General features: G+C 75.5%; 20 protein-coding genes, 2 pseudogenes and 1 riboswitch. Of the genes and pseudogenes, 9 read left to right on the forward strand and 13 right to left on the reverse strand.

Going from position 1 to position 20,085, the window contains the following annotated elements:
• Nucleotides 1-149: 149 nt before the first annotated feature.
• Entirely contained in the window at nt 150-527 is a 378-nt protein-coding gene (locus ACQP2P_RS13760) for an STAS domain-containing protein (RefSeq protein ID WP_433616126.1), read from the reverse strand.
• 100 nt (nt 528-627) lie between these two features.
• Between ACQP2P_RS13760 and ACQP2P_RS13765 the strand changes: the two genes are divergently transcribed.
• Together ACQP2P_RS13765 and ACQP2P_RS13770 are read left to right on the forward strand one after the other, a co-directional pair.
• Complete coding sequence (locus ACQP2P_RS13765) at nt 628-2,136, forward strand: SpoIIE family protein phosphatase (protein WP_433616127.1); 1,509 nt, start codon at nt 628-630, stop codon at nt 2,134-2,136.
• Nucleotides 2,133-3,128, forward strand: coding sequence for a cobalamin B12-binding domain-containing protein (locus tag ACQP2P_RS13770; RefSeq protein ID WP_433616129.1), 996 nt, complete (start codon nt 2,133-2,135; stop codon nt 3,126-3,128). The genes ACQP2P_RS13765 and ACQP2P_RS13770 overlap by 4 nt, the downstream gene beginning before the upstream one ends.
• Before the next feature lie 71 nt (nt 3,129-3,199).
• Here ACQP2P_RS13770 and ACQP2P_RS13775 read toward each other — a convergent pair whose 3' ends face one another.
• Nucleotides 3,200-3,592 (reverse strand): nuclear transport factor 2 family protein, encoded by a 393-nt coding sequence (locus ACQP2P_RS13775; protein WP_433616131.1) that lies wholly within the window; start codon nt 3,590-3,592, stop codon nt 3,200-3,202.
• A 204-nt stretch (nt 3,593-3,796) separates the two neighbouring features.
• On the opposite strand from ACQP2P_RS13775, the gene ACQP2P_RS13780 reads away from it, so the two are divergent.
• Nucleotides 3,797-4,315, forward strand: coding sequence for a TrmH family RNA methyltransferase (locus ACQP2P_RS13780; RefSeq protein ID WP_433616133.1), 519 nt, complete (start codon nt 3,797-3,799; stop codon nt 4,313-4,315).
• 30 nt (nt 4,316-4,345) lie between these two features.
• On the opposite strand, the gene ACQP2P_RS13785 is transcribed toward ACQP2P_RS13780, so the two are convergent.
• The 4 genes from ACQP2P_RS13785 to ACQP2P_RS13800 all read right to left on the reverse strand — a co-directional run bounded on the left by ACQP2P_RS13785 (nt 4,346) and on the right by ACQP2P_RS13800 (nt 8,264).
• Entirely contained in the window at nt 4,346-5,212 is an 867-nt protein-coding gene (locus tag ACQP2P_RS13785; protein ID WP_433616135.1) for an alpha/beta fold hydrolase, read from the reverse strand.
• A 75-nt stretch (nt 5,213-5,287) separates the two neighbouring features.
• Nucleotides 5,288-5,932, reverse strand: coding sequence for a response regulator (locus ACQP2P_RS13790; RefSeq protein ID WP_433616137.1), 645 nt, complete (start codon nt 5,930-5,932; stop codon nt 5,288-5,290).
• Nucleotides 5,929-6,891 carry a sensor histidine kinase gene (locus ACQP2P_RS13795; protein ID WP_433616139.1) on the reverse strand — a complete coding sequence of 321 codons (963 nt, stop codon included), beginning with the start codon at nt 6,889-6,891 and terminating at the stop codon, nt 5,929-5,931. Before ACQP2P_RS13795 ends, ACQP2P_RS13790 begins: the two co-directional genes overlap by 4 nt.
• The gene (locus tag ACQP2P_RS13800) at nt 6,888-8,264 is read right to left on the reverse strand and encodes a serine hydrolase domain-containing protein (RefSeq protein ID WP_433616141.1); all 1,377 of its coding nucleotides are present in this window, start codon (nt 8,262-8,264) and stop codon (nt 6,888-6,890) included. The genes ACQP2P_RS13795 and ACQP2P_RS13800 overlap by 4 nt, the downstream gene beginning before the upstream one ends.
• A 94-nt stretch (nt 8,265-8,358) precedes the next feature.
• Nucleotides 8,359-8,563: riboswitch (cobalamin riboswitch) on the forward strand.
• Nucleotides 8,564-8,599: 36 nt separating this feature from the next.
• Between ACQP2P_RS13800 and bluB the strand changes: the two genes are divergently transcribed.
• Nucleotides 8,600-9,220, forward strand: coding sequence for a 5,6-dimethylbenzimidazole synthase (gene bluB / locus ACQP2P_RS13805; RefSeq protein ID WP_433616143.1), 621 nt, complete (start codon nt 8,600-8,602; stop codon nt 9,218-9,220).
• Here the strand turns inward: bluB and ACQP2P_RS13810 are convergent, their stop codons facing one another.
• Complete coding sequence (locus tag ACQP2P_RS13810; RefSeq protein ID WP_433616144.1) at nt 9,221-10,165, reverse strand: TolB family protein; 945 nt, start codon at nt 10,163-10,165, stop codon at nt 9,221-9,223.
• A 230-nt stretch (nt 10,166-10,395) separates the two neighbouring features.
• On the opposite strand from ACQP2P_RS13810, the gene ACQP2P_RS13815 reads away from it, so the two are divergent.
• Nucleotides 10,396-11,133, forward strand: a complete 738-nt coding sequence (locus ACQP2P_RS13815) for a SanA/YdcF family protein (RefSeq protein WP_433616146.1) — start codon at nt 10,396-10,398, stop codon at nt 11,131-11,133.
• A gap of 73 nt (nt 11,134-11,206) precedes the next feature.
• On the opposite strand, the gene ACQP2P_RS13820 is transcribed toward ACQP2P_RS13815, so the two are convergent.
• On the reverse strand, nt 11,207-12,226 hold the full coding sequence (locus ACQP2P_RS13820) for a zinc-dependent alcohol dehydrogenase (RefSeq protein WP_433616148.1): 1,020 nt from the start codon (nt 12,224-12,226) through the stop codon (nt 11,207-11,209).
• A 48-nt stretch (nt 12,227-12,274) separates the two neighbouring features.
• Nucleotides 12,275-12,463: pseudogene (locus tag ACQP2P_RS13825) on the reverse strand (ABC transporter ATP-binding protein); the annotation flags it as partial.
• Nucleotides 12,464-12,534: 71 nt separating this feature from the next.
• Here ACQP2P_RS13825 and ACQP2P_RS13830 point away from each other — a divergent pair.
• The 3 genes and pseudogenes from ACQP2P_RS13830 to ACQP2P_RS13840 all read left to right on the forward strand — a co-directional run.
• On the forward strand, nt 12,535-12,852 hold the full coding sequence (locus ACQP2P_RS13830; RefSeq protein ID WP_433619134.1) for a siderophore-interacting protein: 318 nt from the start codon (nt 12,535-12,537) through the stop codon (nt 12,850-12,852).
• The gene (locus ACQP2P_RS13835; RefSeq protein WP_433616150.1) at nt 12,839-14,182 is read left to right on the forward strand and encodes a cation:proton antiporter; all 1,344 of its coding nucleotides are present in this window, start codon (nt 12,839-12,841) and stop codon (nt 14,180-14,182) included. The genes ACQP2P_RS13830 and ACQP2P_RS13835 overlap by 14 nt, the downstream gene beginning before the upstream one ends.
• An 11-nt stretch (nt 14,183-14,193) precedes the next feature.
• Nucleotides 14,194-14,334, forward strand: a pseudogene (locus tag ACQP2P_RS13840) (SDR family NAD(P)-dependent oxidoreductase); the annotation flags it as partial.
• A 228-nt stretch (nt 14,335-14,562) separates the two neighbouring features.
• Here ACQP2P_RS13840 and ACQP2P_RS13845 read toward each other — a convergent pair.
• The 3 genes from ACQP2P_RS13845 to ACQP2P_RS13855 all read right to left on the reverse strand — a co-directional run bounded on the left by ACQP2P_RS13845 (nt 14,563) and on the right by ACQP2P_RS13855 (nt 18,786).
• Nucleotides 14,563-16,218 (reverse strand): diguanylate cyclase domain-containing protein, encoded by a 1,656-nt coding sequence (locus ACQP2P_RS13845; protein ID WP_433616152.1) that lies wholly within the window; start codon nt 16,216-16,218, stop codon nt 14,563-14,565.
• Nucleotides 16,219-16,294: 76 nt separating this feature from the next.
• Nucleotides 16,295-16,510: a hypothetical protein gene (locus tag ACQP2P_RS13850; protein WP_433616154.1), complete on the reverse strand. Its 216-nt coding sequence runs from the start codon at nt 16,508-16,510 to the stop codon at nt 16,295-16,297.
• 161 nt (nt 16,511-16,671) lie between these two features.
• Nucleotides 16,672-18,786, reverse strand: a complete 2,115-nt coding sequence (locus ACQP2P_RS13855) for a fibronectin type III domain-containing protein (protein ID WP_433616156.1) — start codon at nt 18,784-18,786, stop codon at nt 16,672-16,674.
• A gap of 285 nt (nt 18,787-19,071) precedes the next feature.
• Between ACQP2P_RS13855 and ACQP2P_RS13860 the strand changes: the two genes are divergently transcribed.
• On the forward strand, nt 19,072-19,251 hold the full coding sequence (locus tag ACQP2P_RS13860) for a hypothetical protein (protein WP_433616158.1): 180 nt from the start codon (nt 19,072-19,074) through the stop codon (nt 19,249-19,251).
• Here the strand turns inward: ACQP2P_RS13860 and ACQP2P_RS13865 are convergent.
• Complete coding sequence (locus ACQP2P_RS13865) at nt 19,223-19,831, reverse strand: class I SAM-dependent methyltransferase (protein WP_433616160.1); 609 nt, start codon at nt 19,829-19,831, stop codon at nt 19,223-19,225. The genes ACQP2P_RS13860 and ACQP2P_RS13865 overlap by 29 nt on opposite strands.
• Between the last annotated feature and the right edge of the window lie 254 nt (nt 19,832-20,085).

The following is a 20,085-nucleotide window of genomic DNA, read 5'->3' on the forward strand; positions in this document are numbered from 1 at the left end:
GCCGTCTCCCGTCTCCGGGTCGAACCCCGGGCCGCTCGGACGCCTCCGCGGCGAGGGGCGCCCGCCGGGCGGCGGCGTCGAGCCGTGCCGTGTGGTCACTGAACGCGTCGCCGACGCGGCGCCGCGCGAGTGCGATTGCGGGGCGGGCGTCAGGCGGCGCTCGATTCGTCGCTTTCCGCCGCGTTGTCCTCGCCGAACGTGAGGACCTGCGACAAGCCGGTCATCTCGAACTGTTCGGCGATCACGCTCGGTGTGCGGCGAACCACGTAGTGGATGCCGGCGGCGCGGGCGCGTTGCCAGCCGCTCACGATGACGCCCAGGCCGCTGCTGTCCAGGAAACGCAGTCCGGCCAGGTCGAGGGTGATCCCCACGGGATCGCGCCGCAGCGCGTCGAGCAGGGCCGCGCGCAGGTCGTTCGCGGTGTCGTAGTCCAGCTCGCCCTCGACGGTGACCAGCACGGACTCGCCGGTCGAGCCGGACACCGTGATCTCCAGCGTCGCCGTGTCCCGCTCGTCGCTGATCGTCATCGCGAAGGCCTCCTGTGCACCGAAAGGGTCGCCGCCGTGCCAGCCTAAGCCCAGAAGCGTAGGCTCGCAGGGAACGCGACGGCCACGGATTGGACAACCCATGAACGCACCGATAGGTGCGCCCGACACGGCCGCGCCCGCTCTGGTCCAGCTCCTCGACCACCTCGACGAGGGCGTCCTGCTGTGTGACGACGCCGGGACCGTGCTCTACCGCAACCCCGCGGCGGCTCGCCGGCTACCCGCGGTGACGGTCGGTGGACCGATGCCCGACGGGCTGAACGGCCGCAGGGTCGAGCTCGGCGCCGGGCAGGTGGCGTGGTATTTGCACCAGACATCCGAGCGAGCGGACGACCACGCGGCCTTCCTGGCCGCCACAGCGCGGCGCGTCGGCGGCATGCTCAACGCCGACCGGGTCTGCCGCGCCACCGTCGAGCTGGCGGTGTCCTCGCTCGCCGGGGCCGCGCTGCTGGTGCTGCCCACCCGCCGCGGCCGCGCCCGCTGCTGGCACGCGGCCGGCTCGGCGCCCGTGCGCCAGGACCAGGTGGCCCTGGCCTCGCTGCCGGCCGCCGTGCGGGACACGCTCGACGGCAACCCGGTCGCGCAGCCGTTCCTGTGGCCGGGCGGCACCCCGTTCCTCGGCAGCGAGGCGACGCCGGCCGCCTGGGTCGTGCCGATCCTCGCCGCGGGCGGCCCGGCCGCCGCGCTCGTGGTCACCGAGATCGCCGACGTGACCCTGCTGGAGGACTTCGCGGCCCGCATCGGCGCCGCGCTGGAGGCCGCGCAGCTCTACGCGGCCCAGTCCCGGGTCGCCGCGACGCTGCAGGAGAGCCTGCTGCCGGAGCCGCCGGCCCCGGTCACCGGGCTGACCTGGGGGACCGCCTACCGCCCGGCCCGCTCCACGATGCACATCGGCGGCGACTTCTACGGCGCGCACCCGATCGCCGGCGGGGCCATGTTCTTCCTCGGTGACGTGTCCGGCAAGGGCGTCGACGCGGCCGTGCTGACCGGCCAGGTCCGGCACAGCCTCCGCGCGCTGCGCCGCGTCGAGGACGATCCGCAGCGGCTCCTGCACGTGCTCAACGACATGCTGCTCGAGGGCCTCTCCGACGGCCGGTTCGCCACGATGGTCCTCGGCACCGCCCAGCCCCGCCCGTCCGGCGGGATCCGGCTCACCCTGGCCGGCGGCGGCCACCTGCCCCCGCTCGTGCTGCGCGCCGACGGCACCGTCGAGACGGTCGCGCTGCGCGGGATGCTCGTCGGCGTCATCGACGAGCCGGTCTTCGGCCGGCACACCCTGCACCTCGCGCCCGGCGAGACCTGCCTGCTGTTCACCGACGGCGTGACCGAGGCGCGGGGCGGGCACCGGGGCGCGGAGATGTACGGGCTGCGCCGCCTCACCACCGCGCTCGCGGGCTGCGCCACCATGCCGGCGCCGGCCCTGGCCGAGCGCGTCGAGCAGCTCGCGATGGACTGGCTGGGCGGCCGCGAGCACGACGACATCGCGGTGCTGGCCGTGCGGGCCGAGCCCGTCCGGACGTCCCCGCGCCACCTGCACTCCGTGCACCAATCCGCGACCGTGCACCGATCCGCGACGGTGACCGTGTCGTGACGGCCTACGACGACTACCTCGCCTGCCTCGCCGAGGCCGACGAGGAGGGCGCCGTCGCGGTGGCCCGCGGGATGGTGGACGCCGGCACCGACGCCGAGCGGGTGCTGCTCGAGCTCGTCGCGCCCGCCCAGCGGCAGGTCGGCGAGTGGTGGCAGCGCAACGAGTGGAGCGTCGCCCAGGAGCACGCGGCCACGCACATCAGCGAGCGCGTCGTGGCCGTGCTGGGCCACGGCGCCCGCGCGACGGGCAAGGGCCGGGTCGTCGTCGCCTGCCTCGACGGGGAGTGGCACGCGCTGCCGGCCCGGATCGTCGCCGAGGTGCTGCGGCTGCGCGGCTGGCAGGTGACGTTCCTCGGGGCCAGCGTGCCGGTGGCGCACCTGGTCTCCTACCTGCACCAGCAGGACGTCGACGCCGTCGCGCTCAGCTGCGCGCTGGCGCCGCGGCTCCCGGCCGCGCGCCGGGCGGTGCAGGCCTGCCGGCGCGCCGAGGTGCCGCTCATCGTCGGTGGGCGCGGCTTCGGCCCGGACGGCCGCTGGGCGCGGGCGATCGGCGCGCACTGGGCCGCCGACGCCACCGGGGCCGCGGACCTGCTGGACGACCCGGCCGCGCTGCGCACCGAGTCCGCGGGCGCCGTCGCCCACCTTGCCGACGACGAGCACACCTCGCTGCTCAAGCGCCGCGGCGACCTCGTGGACCAGGCGGCGGCCGAGCTGCGGCGCCGGTTCCCGCCGATGCGCGACTACTCCGAGGCCCAGCTCGACGCCACCATGGCCGACCTGGCGCACATCGTCGACTTCCTCGCCGCGGCCGTCTACGTCGACGACCCCGAGCTGTTCACCGGGTTCCTCGCCTGGACGGGGGAGGTGCTGGCCAGCCGTGGGGTGCCGGCCGCGAGCCTGGCGATCCCGCTGGAGCAGTACCGCGGCATGCTGTACGACTTCCCCCGCACCGGCACGATGATCGATGCGGGGCTGGCGCAGCTGCGACGGTAGACGCGAACACCGGCGCCTGCCCCGGCGTCGGGCCTGAGACCGGCCAGGTGCTGACCGGGCCGGGCGGAACCTCAGCCGCGGTGCACTCCCGAGAGCCGCTTGGCCGCGAACAGGAGCCCGGCCGGGGTCCGCCGCACCAGGTCGTCGTAGCGGCCCCAGGTCTGCACGGTCCGGTCCGGCGCGGGCCGCGACATCGCGTGGAACAGCGCCCGCACCGGGAACGGGTCGCCGTCGCCGAGCACCTCCACGTTGGACACGAAGTGCATGACGGGGCCGGGGTTGGCCGCCCAGTAGCGGGTGAACACCGCCACGAACGCCTCGGCGCCCGTGTGCGACACCCCGTCGGCGCCGACGAACTCCACGTCGTCGGCGACGATGGAGCGCAGCAGGCCGGGGTCGCGATCGTCGACGCCGCGGCAGTAGGCGGCCTGCAGCGCCGCGACGTCGAGCACGAGCGGGTTCACGAGGCCATCCTCCGCGACGCGAGCGCGGGATGCGCGGGCGCCTCGCCGGGCCGGTCATCCCCGGCGGCGGCGCTGCGCCGGTGACGCGGGCGGCCATCCCCGGCCGCGGCGGCGCACCGGTGACGGACCGCGCCCGGAGCGCTATGCTCGGTGCGGCCCTTCCGCCGTCGATGGCCCGCGTGCGCCGCGAAGCACGTCCCCCCCATGGCTACCGCCATCCGCGTCCGCACCCGCTCCGAGGTGCGTTCCGCCCGCCGTCCCCGCTCGCACCGCTGCTGGGGGCATCTCCTCGCCGCGCCGCTGTGGCCCATGCACGGCGTCAACCTCGGCACGCTCCTGCGCACCTGCGACGCCGTCGGGGCCTGCCTCGTCGTGCCGCGGCTGCCGTGGATCGACGAGGCCCTGGCCCGCGGCAACACGCTGCGCCGCCCCGCCTGCGTGCACCGCATCGGCGACCCGTTGCGCTGGCTGGCCGCGCAGCGCGCGGCGGGCGCGCGGGTCCTGGGCGTGGAGCTCGCCGACGAGGCCGTGCGCCTGGCCGACCTGCCCGCCGCGCGCCGGCGCACGGTGATGGTCCTCGGCCACGAGTCGACGGGCATCCCGCCCGAGGCCCTGGACCTCCTCGACGGCGCCGTCGAGATTCCCATGATCGGCACCGGCCTGAGCCTGAACGTCGCCGTGGCCGGCTCGCTCGTGCTCTACAAGCTCGCCGGCCTGCTGTAGCCCGCCGTGCGGCCGCCGCGGCGCCGGAGCCTAGCCGAGGATCTCGCGCAGTGTCGCGGCGAACTCCGCCGGCTTGCCCGCGTAGCCGGAGTCGCCCCCGACGAAGCCGCCGTGGTGGCTCGGGAACACCGTGACCTCCTGGCCCAGCAGGGCGGCCACCCCCTCGGCCGTGCGCGCCGTGTACGTCTGCGCCGACTCCTCGCCGACGCCGACCACGATGCGCGTCGGGGCCGCGGTCAGCGCGGCCGCGTCCGGGCGGTAGTCGGTGATCGCCCACGCGCGCCTCGACAGCAGCGGGTCGTCGCGGCGCCCGTCGTCCGCGGCGGGCAGCCCGAACATCGCCGGATCGGGGTCGGGCTGGGCGAAGTAGTCCTCGGTGAACTCGCCCTTCCAGGACGTCATGGCGATGAAGGCGGCCATGCCCGCGCCGGAGCCGTTGGCCTCGTAGGCGGCGTTGAAGCGGGCCCGGGCCCGGTCCGCGCCGGCGGCGTCGGGGAGCACCGCGTTGATCGGCGGCTCGTGCGCGACCAGCGTGGCGACGTCGCCCGGGTGCGTGGCCACCCACTCGAGCGCCGTCACCGCCCCGCCGCTGCTGGCGAAGACGTCGACCGGGCCGGCGCCGAGCGCCTCGGCGAGGCGGTGCAGGTCGGCGGCCTGCTCCTGCGGCGTGTCGGTGGTCCCGCCGTCGGTGCGCACGCTGCGGCCGAGGCCGCGCGGGTCGTAGGTGACGACGGTGCGGTCCGGGAAGTGCTCGGCCAGCGCGCGGAACCCGTCCGCGGTCATGGGCTGGCCGACCATGAACAGCAGGGGCCGGCCGTCCGCCGGCGGCAGCGTCCCGGCGACGTCGTAGACCAGGTCGGCCCCCGGCAGGGCGAGCGTGTGCGTCGTCTGCGTCATCACCCGAGACTAGAGCGGCCGGCGCGGCCGCGTGCCCCGTCCGGCCGCGAACCGGACGAACGTGGGATCGCCGGCTCAGCCGTCGGCCTCGCAGGCCAGGATGGCGGCCTGCACGCGGTTGTTCAGGCCCAGCCGCAGCAGGATCGCGCTCACGTGGGCCTTCACCGTGCCCTCGGAGAGGTGCAGGTCGGCGGCGATCTCCTGGTTGGACAGGCCCCGGCCGACGCCGCCGAGGACGTCGCGCTCGCGCGGGGTCAGCCGGTCCAGGCGTCGCCGGGCGGCCTCCGCACGGGCGAGGCGGCCGCCGCCGAGGCGGGTGATGACCTTCCGGGCGATGCGGGGCGACAGGTAGGCGGCGCCACCGGCGACCGCGCGCACGCCGAGGATCAGCTCGCGCGGGTCGGCCGCCTTGAGCAGGAAGCCGGCGGCGCCCTCGGCCAGGGCCCGGGCCACGTACTCGTCCTCGTCGAACGTCGTCAGCAGCACCACCGCGACGTCCGGCGCGGCCGCCCGCAGCTCGGCCGCGGCGGACAGGCCGTCGAGGCGCGGCATGCGGATGTCGAGCAGCACCAGGTCCGGTCGGTGGGCGCGCACGAGCTCGACCGCCTCGCGGCCGTCGGCGGCCTCGGCGACGACCTCGATGCCCGGGTCGGTGGCGAGGATCGCCCGAATCCCGGCGCGGATCATGGCCTCGTCGTCGGCGAGCACGACCCGGATCACGGGCGGGCCACCGGGATGCGGGCCGTGACCGTGAACCCGCCGTCGCCCGGGCCGGATCGCAGGGAGCCGCCGAGCAGGCGCAGGCGTTCGCGCAGGCCGGACAGGCCGCTGCCGTCCCCGGACGGTACGGCCACCGTGTCCCCCGGCTCGTTGTCTGCCGGCCCGTTGTCCCCCAGCTCGTTGCGCACGACGACGACGATCGCATCTCCGCGGTGCTCGATGTCCACCGCCACCGCGGAGCCGGGGGCGTGGCGGGCCGCGTTGGTGAGCGCCTCCTGCACGACCCGGTGGACGGCCCGCTCGACCGTCGGCGGCCGCGGCCCAGCGCCGACGCGCAGGGCAATGACCATGCCGGCCTCGCGCGCCCGCTGCACGAGCGCCTCGACGCGCTCGCCGGCGGGGTCGGCCGGGGCCGACTCGCGCAGGATGCCGATCGTCTCGCGCAGGCGGTCCGTGGCGGTCACGGCCGACGCGCGCAGGGCCGCGGCCGCCTCCCGGTGCGGCTGGGACAGGTCCGGGGCCAGCTCCAGCGCGCCGGCCCGCAGGGCGATCAGCGCCAGCTCGTGCCCGAGCGAGTCGTGCATGTCCGCCGCGATGCGCGCGCGTTCCCGCAGCGCGATCAGCTCCAGCTGCGCGATCCGCTCGCGGCCGGCCAGCACCAGGTCGGCCTGCTGGCGGCGGAAGCGGCCGGCGAGCCAGGGCAGCACCACGAACAGGGCCAGGCACATGAGCGCCCCGGCACCGCGCGCGGTCTCCGGCACCAGCAGCACGACGCCGGGCAGTGCGGCGAGCGCGGGCACCGCCCAGTCGTGCCGCGCGGGCAGGTGCCGGCCCTGCAGGTAGGCGGCGGCGCTCAGCACCGGGAAGAGCAGCTGACGCCAGGCCGGGACGTGGTCGAGGGAGAGGCCGCTGGCGACACAGATGCCGGCGACCGCCGCGAACACGAGGTACTTGCTCACCTGGCCGAGGCTATCGAGCGCAGGTGGGCCGCCGCGACGACAAGGCCGGACAACGCCGCGACGGCGAGGGTGACGGTCAGCGGGGCGGCGAAGTACGTCACCTGCGCCCACGTGACCGTCCGGCCGTTCATGAGGATCGAGACCCACTGCGGGTACGACACGAACACCAGCGCCGGGAGCACCGGCGGGATCAGGCGCCACCGGCGGCGGGAGGGGCGCAGCACGCCCAGCACGGCCAGTCCCACCGAGGCCAGCGCGACCAGGCCCAGCACGAGCTCGATCAGCTGCCGCTGCCCGCCCGCCGGCGGCGGCTCGGCGCCGCGGGTCAGGGCGACCAGGCCGCGCAGCACCTCGTACGTGTCGTCGTAGAGGCCCGCGCTGTTCGTCATCACCGCGTACCCGTAGCCGGTGGCGGGATCGATCGCCTCGACGGCCGTGTAGGTGAACAGGTTCCCCGCGTGCACGAGCAGTCGGCTGCCGTCCACGTCGGACGGGCCCCAGCCCATCGCGTAGTCGCGCACCTTCGACGGCGCGTGCATGGCCGCGAGGCTCTCCGGCCGCACGAGCTGCGGGCCGTGGCCGGTCTGGGTGATGAGCCACCGGCCCATGTCGTCGGCGTCGGTGACGACCCCGCCCGCGCCGCCGCGCGCCCCGAACGCGCGCAGCTCCGGCCGCGCCACCCAGGCGCCGAAGAGCGAGATGTGGCCGTCCGCCGCCGCGCCCCCGACGGAGCTGCCGGTCATCCCGAGCGGTTCGAAGACGTGCATCCGGACGTACTGCCCGAAGCCCGCGCCCCCGGCGACCTCCACGAGCCGGGCCGCGATCTCGTAGTTGGCGTTGCAGTAGGCCCACGCGGTGCCGGGCTCGGCGGCGAGGTGCCCGGACCGCAGCGCCGCCACGTATTCGGCGGGGCTGCCGGTGGCCTCGGCCGCGGGGATGCCGACGCCGCCGTCGGCGAGGCCGGACGTCTGGTCGAGCAGCTGGCGCACCGTGACGCGGGCCGCGCGCGGGTCGGCCATCCGGAACTCGGGCAGCTGCTCGGCGACGGGCTCGTCCAGCGCCACCTTCCCGGCGTCCACGAGCGTCATGACCGCCATCGCCGTGAACGACTTGCTCACCGAGGCGACCCGCATCGGCGTGCGCGCGGTGACCGGCGCGCCCGTCGAGTCGTGGCCGTAGCCGGCCGCGTGCACGACCTCGTCCCCGTGCGTCACGACGGCGGAGAGCCCGGGCAGCCCGGTCCCGTCGAGGGCCTGGCGCAGATAGGTGTCGACGGGTATCGGGGCTTTCGGCGTGGCCGGCCCGGCCTGGGCCGGTGCGGCGGGCCACAGCACGGCGGCGGCGGCCACGAGGGCGAGCAGTCTGCGGTTCATGCCACCTGACGCTAGGCAGCGCCGCGGCCGGGCGGATCTGGCGAAGCGCCGCGGCCACCCCCGACGAAAGTCGGGGGTGCGGTACCCTTCGCGACGGCAAGTACTGAAGCGAGGTGCCCCGCCGGCGACAGTGGGGAGAATCTGGGAAGCCGGTGCGAATCCGGCACGGGCCCGCCGCGGTGACCGGGGAGCCGCCGCCCACACGCGCACGCGTAGCCACTGGCCCGCACGGGCTGGGAAGGCGGGCGGTGAGGCGACGATCCGGGAGTCCGAAGACCGGCCTCGCGACTGACGGCCCCGGCCCGCCCGGGGCGCGAGCGCAGCGGGAGCCTGCCATGACGCACGAGCTGTACGACATCATCAACCGCCGCCGCGACGTGCGCGGCGAGTTCACGGGCGCCCCGGTGCCCGACGCCACTCTCGACCGGATCCTCGGCGCCGCGCACGCCGCCCCCAGCGTCGGGCTGTCCCAGCCGTGGGACTTCGTCGTCGTGCGCGACCGGGCCCCGCGCGAGGCCTTCCACGCGCACGTGTCGCACGAGCGCGAGGTGTTCGCCGCGACCCTCGACGCCGAGGCGGCCGCCCGGTTCGCCCGCATCAAGATCGACGGGGTGCTGGAGTCGACGCTGTCGGTCGTGGTCACCTACGACGCCGAGCGCGGCGGCCCCGCGGTGCTGGGCCGCCACGCGATCGCCGACGCCGGCCTCTACTCGGTGTGCCTCGCCATCCAGAACCTGTGGCTCGCGGCCACGGCCGAGGACCTCGGCGTCGGCTGGGTGTCGTTCTACCGCGAGGACTTCCTGCGCGACCTGCTCGGCATCCCGGCCGGCGTGCGGCCCGTGGCGTGGCTGTGCCTCGGGCCGGTGAGCCGGCTGCGGGAGGTGCCGGACCTGGAGCGGCACGGGTGGCGCCGCCGCTCCCCGCTGCACCAGGTCCGCCACGAGAACCGCTGGTGATCAGACGGGCCGCCAGTCGGGCGCCTCGTCGGTTTGCGGGCCGAAGGTGACCTGGGTGTTGCCGGTGCCGTCGGGTTTGATCGTGAAGATGTGCCCCCAGGCCTCGTCGTCGTCCAGGTCGCAGTACGCGATCCGCGTGCCGTCGGGGGACCAGGCCGGCATCGTGTGGTGCGAGTCGCTGCCCGCCAGGGGCCGGGTCACCAGCGTCGCGCGGCCGCCCGCGGCCGGGACGCGGTAGATCCCGGTGCCGTAGCCGCTGCCGGCGACGAACCGGCCGAAGGCGAGCTGGGTGCCGTCGGGGGACCAGTCGGGGCCGGAGTCGTAGGTCCCGGCCACCGCCGTGGTGACCACCGTCGTGCCCAGCGTCTTCACGCTGAGCGTCAGCAGGTTGCTGCCGCCCGCGGCGCCGTCGCGGACGAAGGCGATCTTCAGGCCGTTGGGCGACCACACCGGGGTGTGCTCGTCGACGCCGGCGGTGCTGGTCAGGTGGGTGAGGCCGGTGCCGTCGGGGGCGATCGAGCAGATGTCGGTCCGGCCGCCGGACCAGCACTCGTAGACGAGCGTGCCGCCGCCCGGGGACCAGGCCGGGGCGGACGCGGTGCCGCTGCCGGGCACGACGGTCAGGCCGCTGCCGTCGGCGTTCATCACCCACAGCTCGTCGGGGCCGGCCCCGTAGCGGCGCAGCGCGATGCGCGTGCCGTCGGCGGACCAGGCGGGGTCGCGGTCCTCGACCGCCGGGGTGCCGGTGAGGTCGGTCTCGCCCTTGCCGGACGCGGTGACCGTGTAGATGTCGCCGAGCGCGGTGCCGGCGGCGTCGAAGCGCTGGAAGGCGAGGCGGCCGTTGGCGCCCGGAAACGCCGCGGCGGCGGGGGTGGCCGGGGCCGTGCCGAGGACGGCGAGCACACCCAGACCCACGGCCAGACTCATCGTCAGGGGTCGCTGCATGGGCGGCACGGTAGCCGAGCTTGACCCGCTCAATTCCGGGCAAGTCGCCACCGCCGCCGAAACCCGACACCGCCCGGTTCCGGGCTCCGGCAGGGCGTCGGCGGGCCCGCGCACGGGGCGGCGGCTGTCGTGGAGGGCGGCGCCGGCCGCCTGGACGCAGACCGGGCAGCGCGGGCCGTTCCAGGCGGTTCCCGGCCGTTGCGCTTGCCCCGCCGTGGCATGCTGCGCGCATGACGAACGCGGACACCGGGATTGACGCGACGGCGGCGCCGGACGAGCCGGAGCCGCCCCGGCCGCCGCGTCGCCGCCGCCGGACGCTGCTGCGCCTCGGCGCTGTCGCGGTGCTGCTCGTCGCGGTGGTGATGGTCCCGACGGTGTGGGTCCACGCGGCGTCCTCCGGGCGCCTCGTCGCCGTCGCGCAGGCGCCCGCCGCCGACGTCGCGATCGTCTTCGGGGCCCAGGTCGCCCCCGGCGGGCAGGACCCGATGACCTTCCTGCGCAACCGGCTCGACAAGGCCGCCGAGCTCATCGCCGCCGGCAAGGCGAAGGCGCTGCTCATCTCCGGCGACGCGCACGGCGGCTCGGGCAACGAGGTCCGGGTGATGGGCGACTACCTCGCCCGGCACGGCGTCGAGCGGTCCCGCGTCGTCGTCGACCCCTACGGCCTGGACACCTACGACACCTGCCGCCGCGCGCACGACGTCTACGGCGTGACCAAGGCGCTGCTGGTGAGCCAGGACATCCACCTGTACGGTGCCGTCACCCTCTGCCGCCGCGTCGGCGTCGACGCCTGGGGCGTGCCGTCGGGGTGCGACGGCTGCCGGCAGCTCACGATCTGGAAGAACCGCGCCCGCGACGTCGGCGCGGCGTGGAAGGCGGCCTGGGACGCCGCGCGTCTGCGCGCCCCGGCCGTGCAGTCCCCGCCGGACCGCAGCCTGGCCGACGCGATCGCCGCCCACACACCCTGACGCCGGCGGATCGCCGCCGCCGGGGCCGGGACGCGCGAACGGGCTCCGGGCCCTCGCCCGGCGCCCGGGCGGGTCAGGGTCCGGCCGGCTCGATGAGGACCTTCAGGCCCTTGCGGGCGTTGGCGACGGCGAACGCCTCGGCCACCGAGGTCAGCGGGTAGCGGTGGCTCACCAGGGACCGGACGTCCGCCCGGCCCCCGGTGACGAGGGCGAGTGCCCGCGGGTACACCTCCCGCATCCGCCGCACCATCGCGAACGTGAGGCCCTTGCGCCGGGCGGCCGCCGCCGGGAACGCCGACGTGTCGGTGCTCGGGATGCCGCCGAGCACGACCCGGCCGCCGGGGCGCACCACGGTGACGGCGGCCTCGATGGCCTCGTCGGTGCCGGCGATCTCGAAGGCGACGCCGGCGCCGCGGCCGTCCGTGAAGTCCGCGAGGGCATCGGGGAGACTTCCGTCGGCGGGGTCGAGCACGACGTCCGCGCCGTAGGCGACGGCGGCCATGCGGCGGTGGGGGAGCGGGTCGGTGGCGAGCACCCGGGCGGCGCCGGCGGCCCGGGCGACCTGGATCAGCAGCAGCCCGATCGGGCCGCAGCCGAGCACCGCGACGTCGGCGCCGAGGGGCACGTGGCCCAGGTCCACCGCGTGGACGGCGACGCCCAGCGGCTCCAGCATCGCGCCGTCGGCGTCGGTGAGGGCATCGGGCAGGGGGTGCAGGCGGTCGGTCGGCCACGCCAGGTATCGCTGCAGCCCCCCGTCGCGCCGCCCGTGCCCGGCGAAGACGATGTCGCGGCAGAGGTTCGGGTGCCCGGCCCGGCACAGGTCGCAGCGGTGGCACGGGATCGCCGGGTCGATCGCGACCCGCACGCCGTCCAGCGCCCCGCCGCGCACCACCCCGGCCATCTCGTGCCCGCCGACGATCGGGTGCGCGATGCGGGCGTCGCCGATGCCGCCCTCGGCGTACCAGTGCAGATCCGACCCGCACAGCCCGACCGCGGTCACCTCGACGAGGCTCTCGCCCGCGCCGGGCACGGGCACGGGCTCCTCGGCCAGCCGGACGTCCCCGGCCGCGTGCAGTCGCGCGCTGAGATTCACACCGCAACTCTAGGCAGCGATCCTGGGCGGCGGGACCGCGAGCGGCATGGCCACGATCGCGCCGTCGCGCATCGCCACCACGTGATCGGCGTAGCGGGCGGCCAGGTTCAGGTCGTGCAGCCGCGCCATCAGGTCGAGCACGTCAATCTGGTGGGACAGGTCCAGGTAGGTCGCCGGCTCGTCCAGCAGCAGGATCTCGGTGCCCTGGGCGAGCGCCATCGACAGCCAGGCGCGGCGCGGGCGCGGCCGGGGCGGCGGGTGGCGCCGACGAGACCGCCCGGCCCGCGCTCGCCGCCCGGCTGGAGCGGCTGCCCGAGGCCGCGCGGGCCATCGCCCGCATCGAGGTCGCGAACGCCGCCGAGGAGCAGCCGCTCACCACCCGCGCCGACGCCGACGTGCGCCGGCTGCACCGCGAGCGCGGCGAGACCCTCGCGGCCGAGCTGAGCGGCATGGCGCTCCCGGCCGGCGACGGCTACGTCCGGGTCGCCGGCGAGGCGGGCGGCCTCAAGCCGATCCGCCGCCATGTGCGCAGCCCGGTACCGCCCAAAGCATGGACAGATATCGATGGTTATTGGAAGTGTGGGGTGGTGAACCTCGACCACCACGAAGGGGATGACGGTGAGTAACCCACTGCCCAGCCTCGCACCACACGTCCTGCTGATCTTCCTGCTGCAGATCTCGCTGTTGCTGCTGGTCGCCCTCGCGCTCGGCCGCGTGGCGGTGCGGTGCAAGCTGCCCGCCCTCGTGGGGGAGCTGCTGACCGGCGTGATCCTCGGCCCGTCGCTGCTCGGCAACTGGGCGCCCGGCGCGCTGCGGTGGCTGTTCCCCGACGACGCCGACCAGCTGCACCTCGTCGACGCCGTCGGCCAGATCGGCGTGCTGCTGCTCGTCGGGGTCACCGGCGCCCAGCTCGACGTCGCGATGATCCGCAGCCGGGGCGTCACCGGCGTGCGGGTCAGCCTCTCCGGCCTGCTGCTGCCCCTGGTGCTCGGCATCGGCGCCGGGTTCCTGGTCCCGGCGGCGCTGCTCACCGGCAGGACCGACCGGTGGGTGTTCGCGCTGTTCCTCGGCGTGGCCATGTGCGTGACGGCCATCCCGGTCATCGCCAAGACCCTGGCCGACATGGGCCTGCTGCACCGCGACATCGGGCAGCTGACCCTCGCCGCCGGCTCGGTCGACGACGCCATCGGCTGGTTCCTGCTCTCGGTCGTCGCGGCCGCGGCCACCACCGGGGTGCACGCCGGCTCGGTGGCGCTGTCGGTGCTGTACCTGCTGGGCTTCCTCGCCGCCGCCCTGCTGATCGGCCGCCCGCTGGTGCGGTGGGTGATGCGCCACGCCGCGCGCTCGAGCGAGGGCGGGGTCCGGGCCACCGCGGCCGTCATCCTGGTCCTGCTCGGCGCGGCCGCGACCCAGTCGATGGGCATGGAGGCCCTCTTCGGCGCCTTCATCGCCGGCATCCTCATCGGGCAGACCCGGGAGCGCCCGGGTGAGCTCGGCGCCGACCCGGGCCGGCCGCTGTGGACCGACCTCGCGCCGCTGCGCACGATCGTGCTCGCGGTGCTGGCGCCGGTCTTCCTGGCCACCGCCGGGCTGCGCATCGACATGCGGGCCCTGGCCGACCCGAGGGTGCTCCTGGCCGGCATCGCGCTGCTGCTCATCGCGATCATCGGCAAGTTCGTGGGCGCGTACGCCGGGGCCCGGGCCAGCCGGTTGTCGCACTGGGAGGCGATCGCCCTCGGGGCCGGCATGAACTCGCGGGGGATCGTCGAGGTCGTCGTGGCCACCACCGGCCTGCGGCTCGGGGTGCTGAGCATCGCCACGTACACGGTCGTCGTCCTCATCGCCGTCGTCACGTCGGTGATGGGCCCGCCGATCCTGCGCTGGGCCATGAGCCACGTCGACGTCACGGAACAGGAGCGCTCGCGGGAGCAGTCGCTCGCCGCGACGCCGGTCTAGGACGGAGCACCATGGACGGGATCGCGCTGGTGACCGGCGCCGCCCAGGGGATCGGCCGGGCCGTCACCCGGGCGTTCGCGGCCGGCGGCACGCGGGTGGCGGCGCTCGACCGCGACGCGGAGGGCGTCGGGAAGCCCGCCGAACACGACGGCATCGGCGCCGACGTGCGCTCGGCGTCCGAGGTCGAGGACGTCGTCGCGGCCGCCGAGGCCGGTCCGGCACGGCACCGGGTCCACGGGCACGACGTCGTCCGGCACCGGCTCGGGCACGCTGCCCACGACCGGCGCCCCGATCGGGTCGCTGGCCCTGGTGGGCCTGCTGCTGATGCTGCTCGGCGGGGCCGCGCGCCTCGCCGGGCGGCGCCACGCCCAGGACAGGGCCTAAGCGCGATCGATCACGTACCGTCCTTTTCCGCCGGTCTTCGCCGCGTACATCGCGGCATCCGCCCGGCGCAGGATGTCGTCCACGCCTACCGCGTCCCCGCTGAGCGCCACGCCGACGCTGGCCGACACGGACAGCTCGGCGGCCTCGGCCGGGACCCCGTCGACCGGGTCGAGCGGCTGCCCGACGGCGGCGATGACCCGGTCGGCGGCGATCGACACGTCGGCCGGGGCGGCGAGCTGCTCGACCAGGATCGCGAACTCGTCGCCGCCGAGGCGGGCGACGGTGTCGGCGGAGCGGATGGCGCGGCGCAGGCGCTCGGCGACCTGGCGCAGCACGGCGTCGCCGGCGTTGTGCCCGAGGCGGTCGTTGACGGGCTTGAAGCCGTCGAGGTCGACGAAGAGCACGCCGAAGGCCTGCCCGGTGCGCTGGTGGGTGTCGAAGGCGTGCTCGACCCGCTCGCAGAACAGCGTGCGGTTGGCCAGCCCCGTGAGCGGGTCGTGCAGCGCGAGGTGGCGCAGCTCGGCCTCGCGGGCGCGCAGCTGGGCCTCGGTCTCCTCGCGGCGGGCGATGTCCTCGCGCAGGGCCAGAGTCGCGGCGGCGACCTGGCCCACGGCCCGGTCCCGGGCGCCGATGAGGGTGCCGAAGAGCACGGCCACCAGCCCGGTGACCACGAGCCCGCCCGCGAGCGTCAGCGCGGTCATCCGCCGGTCCGTGGCCGGCAGCAGCCGGTCGGTCGGGGTGACCGAGAGCTGCCAGGTGCGCTGCCCGACCTCGAGGACCCGGTCGCGGTCGAGCTCGCGGCTGTCCGGCTGGGGCGTGCCCGCCGCGACGGTGGCGATCACGCGCCGGACGGTGCCGTCCTGCTCGGTGAGCGTGAGCTGCACGGCCCCGTGCGCCTCGGACCGCAGGGTGTCGGTCATGAAGTCGGTGCCGCGCACCGCGAGCACCAGCCAGCCCCGGAACGCCCGGGGGTCCCAGCCGCCGTCGCCGAGGCCGAAGACCGGCTGCACCAGCATCACCGAGCGCTGCCGGCTCGCCTCGGGCAGATTGCGGTCGCGCAGCAGGACGTAGCCGCGCGAAACCGCGAACGCGGCCGAGTCGCGGGCGATGCGCATCGCCTCGGCCGGCTCCGCGGCCTGGCTCAGATCCCAGCCGAGGATGCCGGTCTGCCCGTCGAACGTGCGCTCCAGCACGACGTACGCGTGCTCGCCGCCGACCGCCGGGGTCGCCGGGGCGAGGGTCAGCGCGCTCTCGCCCCGCCCGCGCCACTGCGCCTGCAGCGCGGCGGTCCCGTCCGCGGTGGACGGCACCACGAACGCGACCCCGGCCGCGGCCGGGAGCCGCTGCCGGTTGAGGCCGGAGGTGAGCGCGGCGAAGTCGGACGCGGTCGGCTCGGCGATGGCACCGAGCGCGGTGGACAGGTCGGCCAGCGTGTGCTGGTAGGCGCCGACCTCGTCGACGACCGCGGCCACGGCGTCGTCGGTGTACCGGTCCATCGTCTGCCCGGCGAAGCGCCTCTCGCTCTGCTGCACGAGCGCCGCGGCCATCGCCGACAGCCCGCCGCCGATCACCAGCACGACGGTGATCACCAGCGCGTTGAGCATCCGGCGCCGCTCGTCGGGCGCCGCTCGCGTCGAACCCCGCATACCCATGGCATCGGCGTGGACGGCCCGGACATGCGCCAAGGCGGCGAATCAGGTCTGCCCGCGACCCTGCCGGCTCGCGGTCCTAGGCGTCGGCGTCGGTGGCCAGGTTGTGCTGGATCGCGTTCAGCTGCGCCCCGCACTGGTCGAGCCCGGCCCGCACCCCGGCGGCCTGCAGGGGCGACCAGCCGCTGCGCACCGCGCAGTCCAGCAGCGCCTCGGTCAGCCGCAGGTGGGCCCGGACGATCTCGACGAGCGGTTCGACGTCGACCGTGAGGCAGTCGGGTGTCGGCTGTTGCATGCCCTCACCGTAACGCGCGTCGGTTGCAAGGTGCGGTGTTCGCGCCCGGCCGGGCCGGGATTCCGCCCCGCGGCCGGGCCGCGGCGCCCGGCGCGGCGCCGGCGCGCATCGGGCGGCGAAAGGGGCCGCCGGGATCGCCCCGGCGGCCCCTCCGCGATGCGTCAGACCCGGCGGACGCGGCCGGCCCACAGCAGGCCGGTGCCCGTCATGGCCAGCGCGCAGCCGATGAGCAGCTGCAGCATGATGCCCGCGCCGGTGACCGGCAGCGTGCCGGTGACCGGCAGCGTGCCCGAGCCCGCGGCGCGCTCCGCCACGGTCAGGGCCAGCGCCATCGAGCGGGTCGTCCCGTCGGGGGCCGCGCCCTGGGCGAGGGCCGTGTGCGCCCCCGCGGCGAGGTCCGCCGGGATGGTGATCAGCTTGCTGAACGAGCCCGTGCCGTCGGTGACCGCGGTGCCGAGCGTGCGCGGCGCCGAGTACATCGTGATGACCACCGTCGAGTAGGGCGCGAACCCGCTGCCGATGAACGTGATGTCCGCACCGGGGACCGTGGTGCTGATCTGCCCCTTGTCCGTGGTGAGGGTCAGGTTCGTCGACGGCGGCGTCGCGGGCGCGACGGGCGCGGGCGCGGCCACCGCGGCGGACGGGCCGGCCGCGGCCGACTCCACCTCGCCGGCGAGCGCGACGACGGTGACCGTGTAGGAGGTGCCCGCCTGGGCCCCGAGCACGCAGGTGGTCGCGCCGGTCGTCGTGCACGTGGCCGGGCCCGGGTTCGCGATCGCCTTGTAGCCGGTGATGCCCGCCGCCGGCGACGCCGCCGTCCACGACACCGTGATGGAGGAGTCGTTCGCGGTCGCCGTGACCGCGCTCGGGGCCGGCGGGATCACCGCGAACGTGCGGGTCACCGCGGTGGCCGCGGCGTAGTACCCGTTGCCGGTCTGGGTGGCGGTCAGCGAGCAGACGCCGGGCTTGAGGATCTGCACCTGCCGGCCCGACGTCTCGACCGGCTCGGCGGTGCACACCTCGGTCGTGTTGCTGGTGACCGTCACGTACAGGCTCGCCGACGAGGTCGGGTTGACGTTGATCCAGCTCGTCGACGACGGCACGTCAGCCGGCTGCGCGAAGGTGATCGTCTGCGGGTCGGGCACGGCCGGGTACACCTCGATGGAGGCCGTCGTGACCCCGTTGGTGAGGCCGGTGAGCCCGGTGACGTCGGTCTGCCCGGTGATGGTCTTCACACCCGTGCCCGAGAACGCGAGCGGGACCGAGGTCGTGCAGCTCGCGACGCTCGTGGCGAGCGTCGCGCCGGCCAGCTCGACGGTGGACTGCCCGGTGGCCGCGGTGAGCGTGCCCCCGCAGTCGCTGGTCGCCGCGCCGGATCCGACGGTCACGCCGGTCGGCAGGGCGACGGTGTACCCCAGGCCCGACTTCGCGGCGGTGTCCGTGCGGTTCAGCTTGAGGTCCAGGCTCGCCACGCCGCCGGCCACGACGGTCGCGGCCGAGAAGTCGGCGGAGAGCGTCGGGGCCGGGATCGCGGTGAACGTGGCGGTGTAGTCGTAATTCGGGATCTGGGTGTTGTTCGCGATGCCCGTGCTGGCCGCGTAGGTGCCGGCCTGGGTCGCGTGCACCGGCATGTCGTAGACGCACATCGTCTGCGAGGCCGACATCGACGCGCCGGCGACGATGAGCGCGCTGCCGTTCGCGGTCAGGGTGGCGCCGCAGTCGGTCGTGCCCGTGGCCGCCTCGGCGACGACCCCGGTGGGCAGGTACAGCGTGAAGTTGACGCCGGTGTAGGTCCCGCTGTCGCTCAGGGTCAGCGTCACGGACCACGTGAGCGTCTGGCCGACGTCGACGCCGGCCGTGCTGTAGCCGGCCGCGAGCGAGATGCCGCTGACGCTCTGCACACCGCCGCCCGCACTCGGGCTGGCGCTGACACTCGGGCTGGCGCTGAGGCTCGGGCTCGCGCTGAGGCTCGGTGCCGGTTCCGCCGCCGCGGCCGTGACCGCCTTCTTGACGGCCTTCTTGACGGTGGTGTCGGCCTTGTTCTTGGCCGAAGCCTTGTCGTGCTTGGCCTTGTCGTGCTTGGCCTTGTCGTGCTTGGTCTGGTCCTGCTGTTTCTGGTGGTGTTGTTGGTGGCGCTTCTGGTGTGCAGCGGCCTTGGCCGGCTGCTCGGCGTGCTCGGCGGCGAAGGCCGCGGGCGCCGCGACGCCCGGGCCGGCGACGAGCGCACAGAGTACCGCCGTCCCCAGCAACGCCAGGTTGGAGCGTTGAACTCGCACAAATCCCCCCGTGGTACCTGACGAGCCACGATTCAGCCCGTCATTACCACAAAATATGACAATTCGGTTCGCCTCGGAGGGGAACTGCGAATGATCTGCGCGAACGCCGCGACATGCCCGATACGTCGCTGGCCACCCGCGTGACCATCGCACGACCGGCCGACGTGGCCTTGGCGGTGGCGTTCGCCATCGCCCGCACCGTGGCGATCTTTCATGTCCGTGCCGGCCGTGCCGGGCTGAGCACTGACACGAAACCGTCATGGACCGTGTGTATGGTCTGCCGGCATGACCGAGCCGTTGGCGAAGCGGCTGCGGACGGCCACCGTGGTGCTGTGCGCGGCCATCTGGGCCTCCGGCTACGCGGGCGCGTCGCTGGAGCTGGTCTCGTGGGAGCGGAGCTTCGCGGTCGGCACCGCGGGCTGCGCGCTGCTCATCCTCACGACGTGGCTGCTGACGCGGGAGTGAACCGGGCCAGCAGCACGGTGTCGTGGCGGTGGTGGGTGCCGGGCGGCGCGGGGGCGGTGCGCGGGCGCGTCTCGTCGGCCAGAATCGTCCACTGTGGACCGAGTCGCGCGGCGACGTCGGCCGGGTGGTAGTAGTCCTCGGGCCGGAACCCGCTGCCGGCCGGCACCTCGGAGACCTCGTGCCCGACGTAGAGCAGCAACCCGCCCGGCGCGACGGCGTCGAGCAGCCCGTGCAGCGCGGCGTCGCCGGCCTCGCGCCGCAGCGGGAAGTACTGCACCGACACGAGGTCGAAGGCGCCCGCCGCCGGCCGGCTCGTGTTCAGGTCCGCCTCCGTCCACGTCACGCGGCCCCCGGGGTCGAGCGCGGCGCCGCGCCGCAGGGCCGTCGGGGCGATGTCGACGGCGGTGACCCGCCACCCGCGGTCCGCCAGCCACAGCGCGTCGCCGCCCTCGCCGCAGCCGACGTCGAGCGCGCGCCCCGGCTCCAGCGCGCCCGCCTCGGTGACGAGCACGCCGTTCGGGTTGCCGCTGAAGAGCCGGTCCTGCGCGCGGTACCGCTCCTCCCACTCCTGTGCGTCCATGCCGCCCACCATGACCGGGACCCGCCCGGCGTGGCGAATCGCTTTGCCGTTCCGGCAAAACCTCCCGGTGTCCTGGTGGACCGGCCGCAGGGCCGGAGCGGCCGAGAGTTCCCGACACGGCGTCGCGGGCTCGGCGGACGGTGCCGTCGCGGTGCAGCTGTACGCCGTGGACGTGGTACCAGGGTTCGCCGTGCCCATGCAGGGCGTCTCGGCGTCGACGGGTTCGACGCGCAGGATCAGCGGCGCTGGCCGCC

The sequence above is a fragment of the Dactylosporangium sp. CA-139114 genome (assembly GCF_050955725.1).
GTDB lineage: Bacteria > Actinomycetota > Actinomycetes > Mycobacteriales > Micromonosporaceae > Dactylosporangium.

Coding starts and splice junctions, on each gene's coding strand:
- ACQP2P_RS13760 (WP_433616126.1), bottom strand. CDS start 527: ATGACGATCAGCGACGAGCGGGACACGGCGACGCTGGAGATCACGGTG.
- ACQP2P_RS13765 (WP_433616127.1), top strand. CDS start 628: ATGAACGCACCGATAGGTGCGCCCGACACGGCCGCGCCCGCTCTGGTC.
- ACQP2P_RS13780 (WP_433616133.1), top strand. CDS start 3,797: ATGGCTACCGCCATCCGCGTCCGCACCCGCTCCGAGGTGCGTTCCGCC.
- ACQP2P_RS13785 (WP_433616135.1), bottom strand. CDS start 5,212: ATGACGCAGACGACGCACACGCTCGCCCTGCCGGGGGCCGACCTGGTC.
- ACQP2P_RS13800 (WP_433616141.1), bottom strand. CDS start 8,264: ATGAACCGCAGACTGCTCGCCCTCGTGGCCGCCGCCGCCGTGCTGTGG.
- bluB (WP_433616143.1), top strand. CDS start 8,600: ATGACGCACGAGCTGTACGACATCATCAACCGCCGCCGCGACGTGCGC.
- ACQP2P_RS13810 (WP_433616144.1), bottom strand. CDS start 10,165: ATGCAGCGACCCCTGACGATGAGTCTGGCCGTGGGTCTGGGTGTGCTC.
- ACQP2P_RS13815 (WP_433616146.1), top strand. CDS start 10,396: ATGACGAACGCGGACACCGGGATTGACGCGACGGCGGCGCCGGACGAG.
- ACQP2P_RS13835 (WP_433616150.1), top strand. CDS start 12,839: ATGACGGTGAGTAACCCACTGCCCAGCCTCGCACCACACGTCCTGCTG.
- ACQP2P_RS13845 (WP_433616152.1), bottom strand. CDS start 16,218: ATGGGTATGCGGGGTTCGACGCGAGCGGCGCCCGACGAGCGGCGCCGG.
- ACQP2P_RS13850 (WP_433616154.1), bottom strand. CDS start 16,510: ATGCAACAGCCGACACCCGACTGCCTCACGGTCGACGTCGAACCGCTC.
- ACQP2P_RS13860 (WP_433616158.1), top strand. CDS start 19,072: ATGACCGAGCCGTTGGCGAAGCGGCTGCGGACGGCCACCGTGGTGCTG.
- ACQP2P_RS13865 (WP_433616160.1), bottom strand. CDS start 19,831: ATGGACGCACAGGAGTGGGAGGAGCGGTACCGCGCGCAGGACCGGCTC.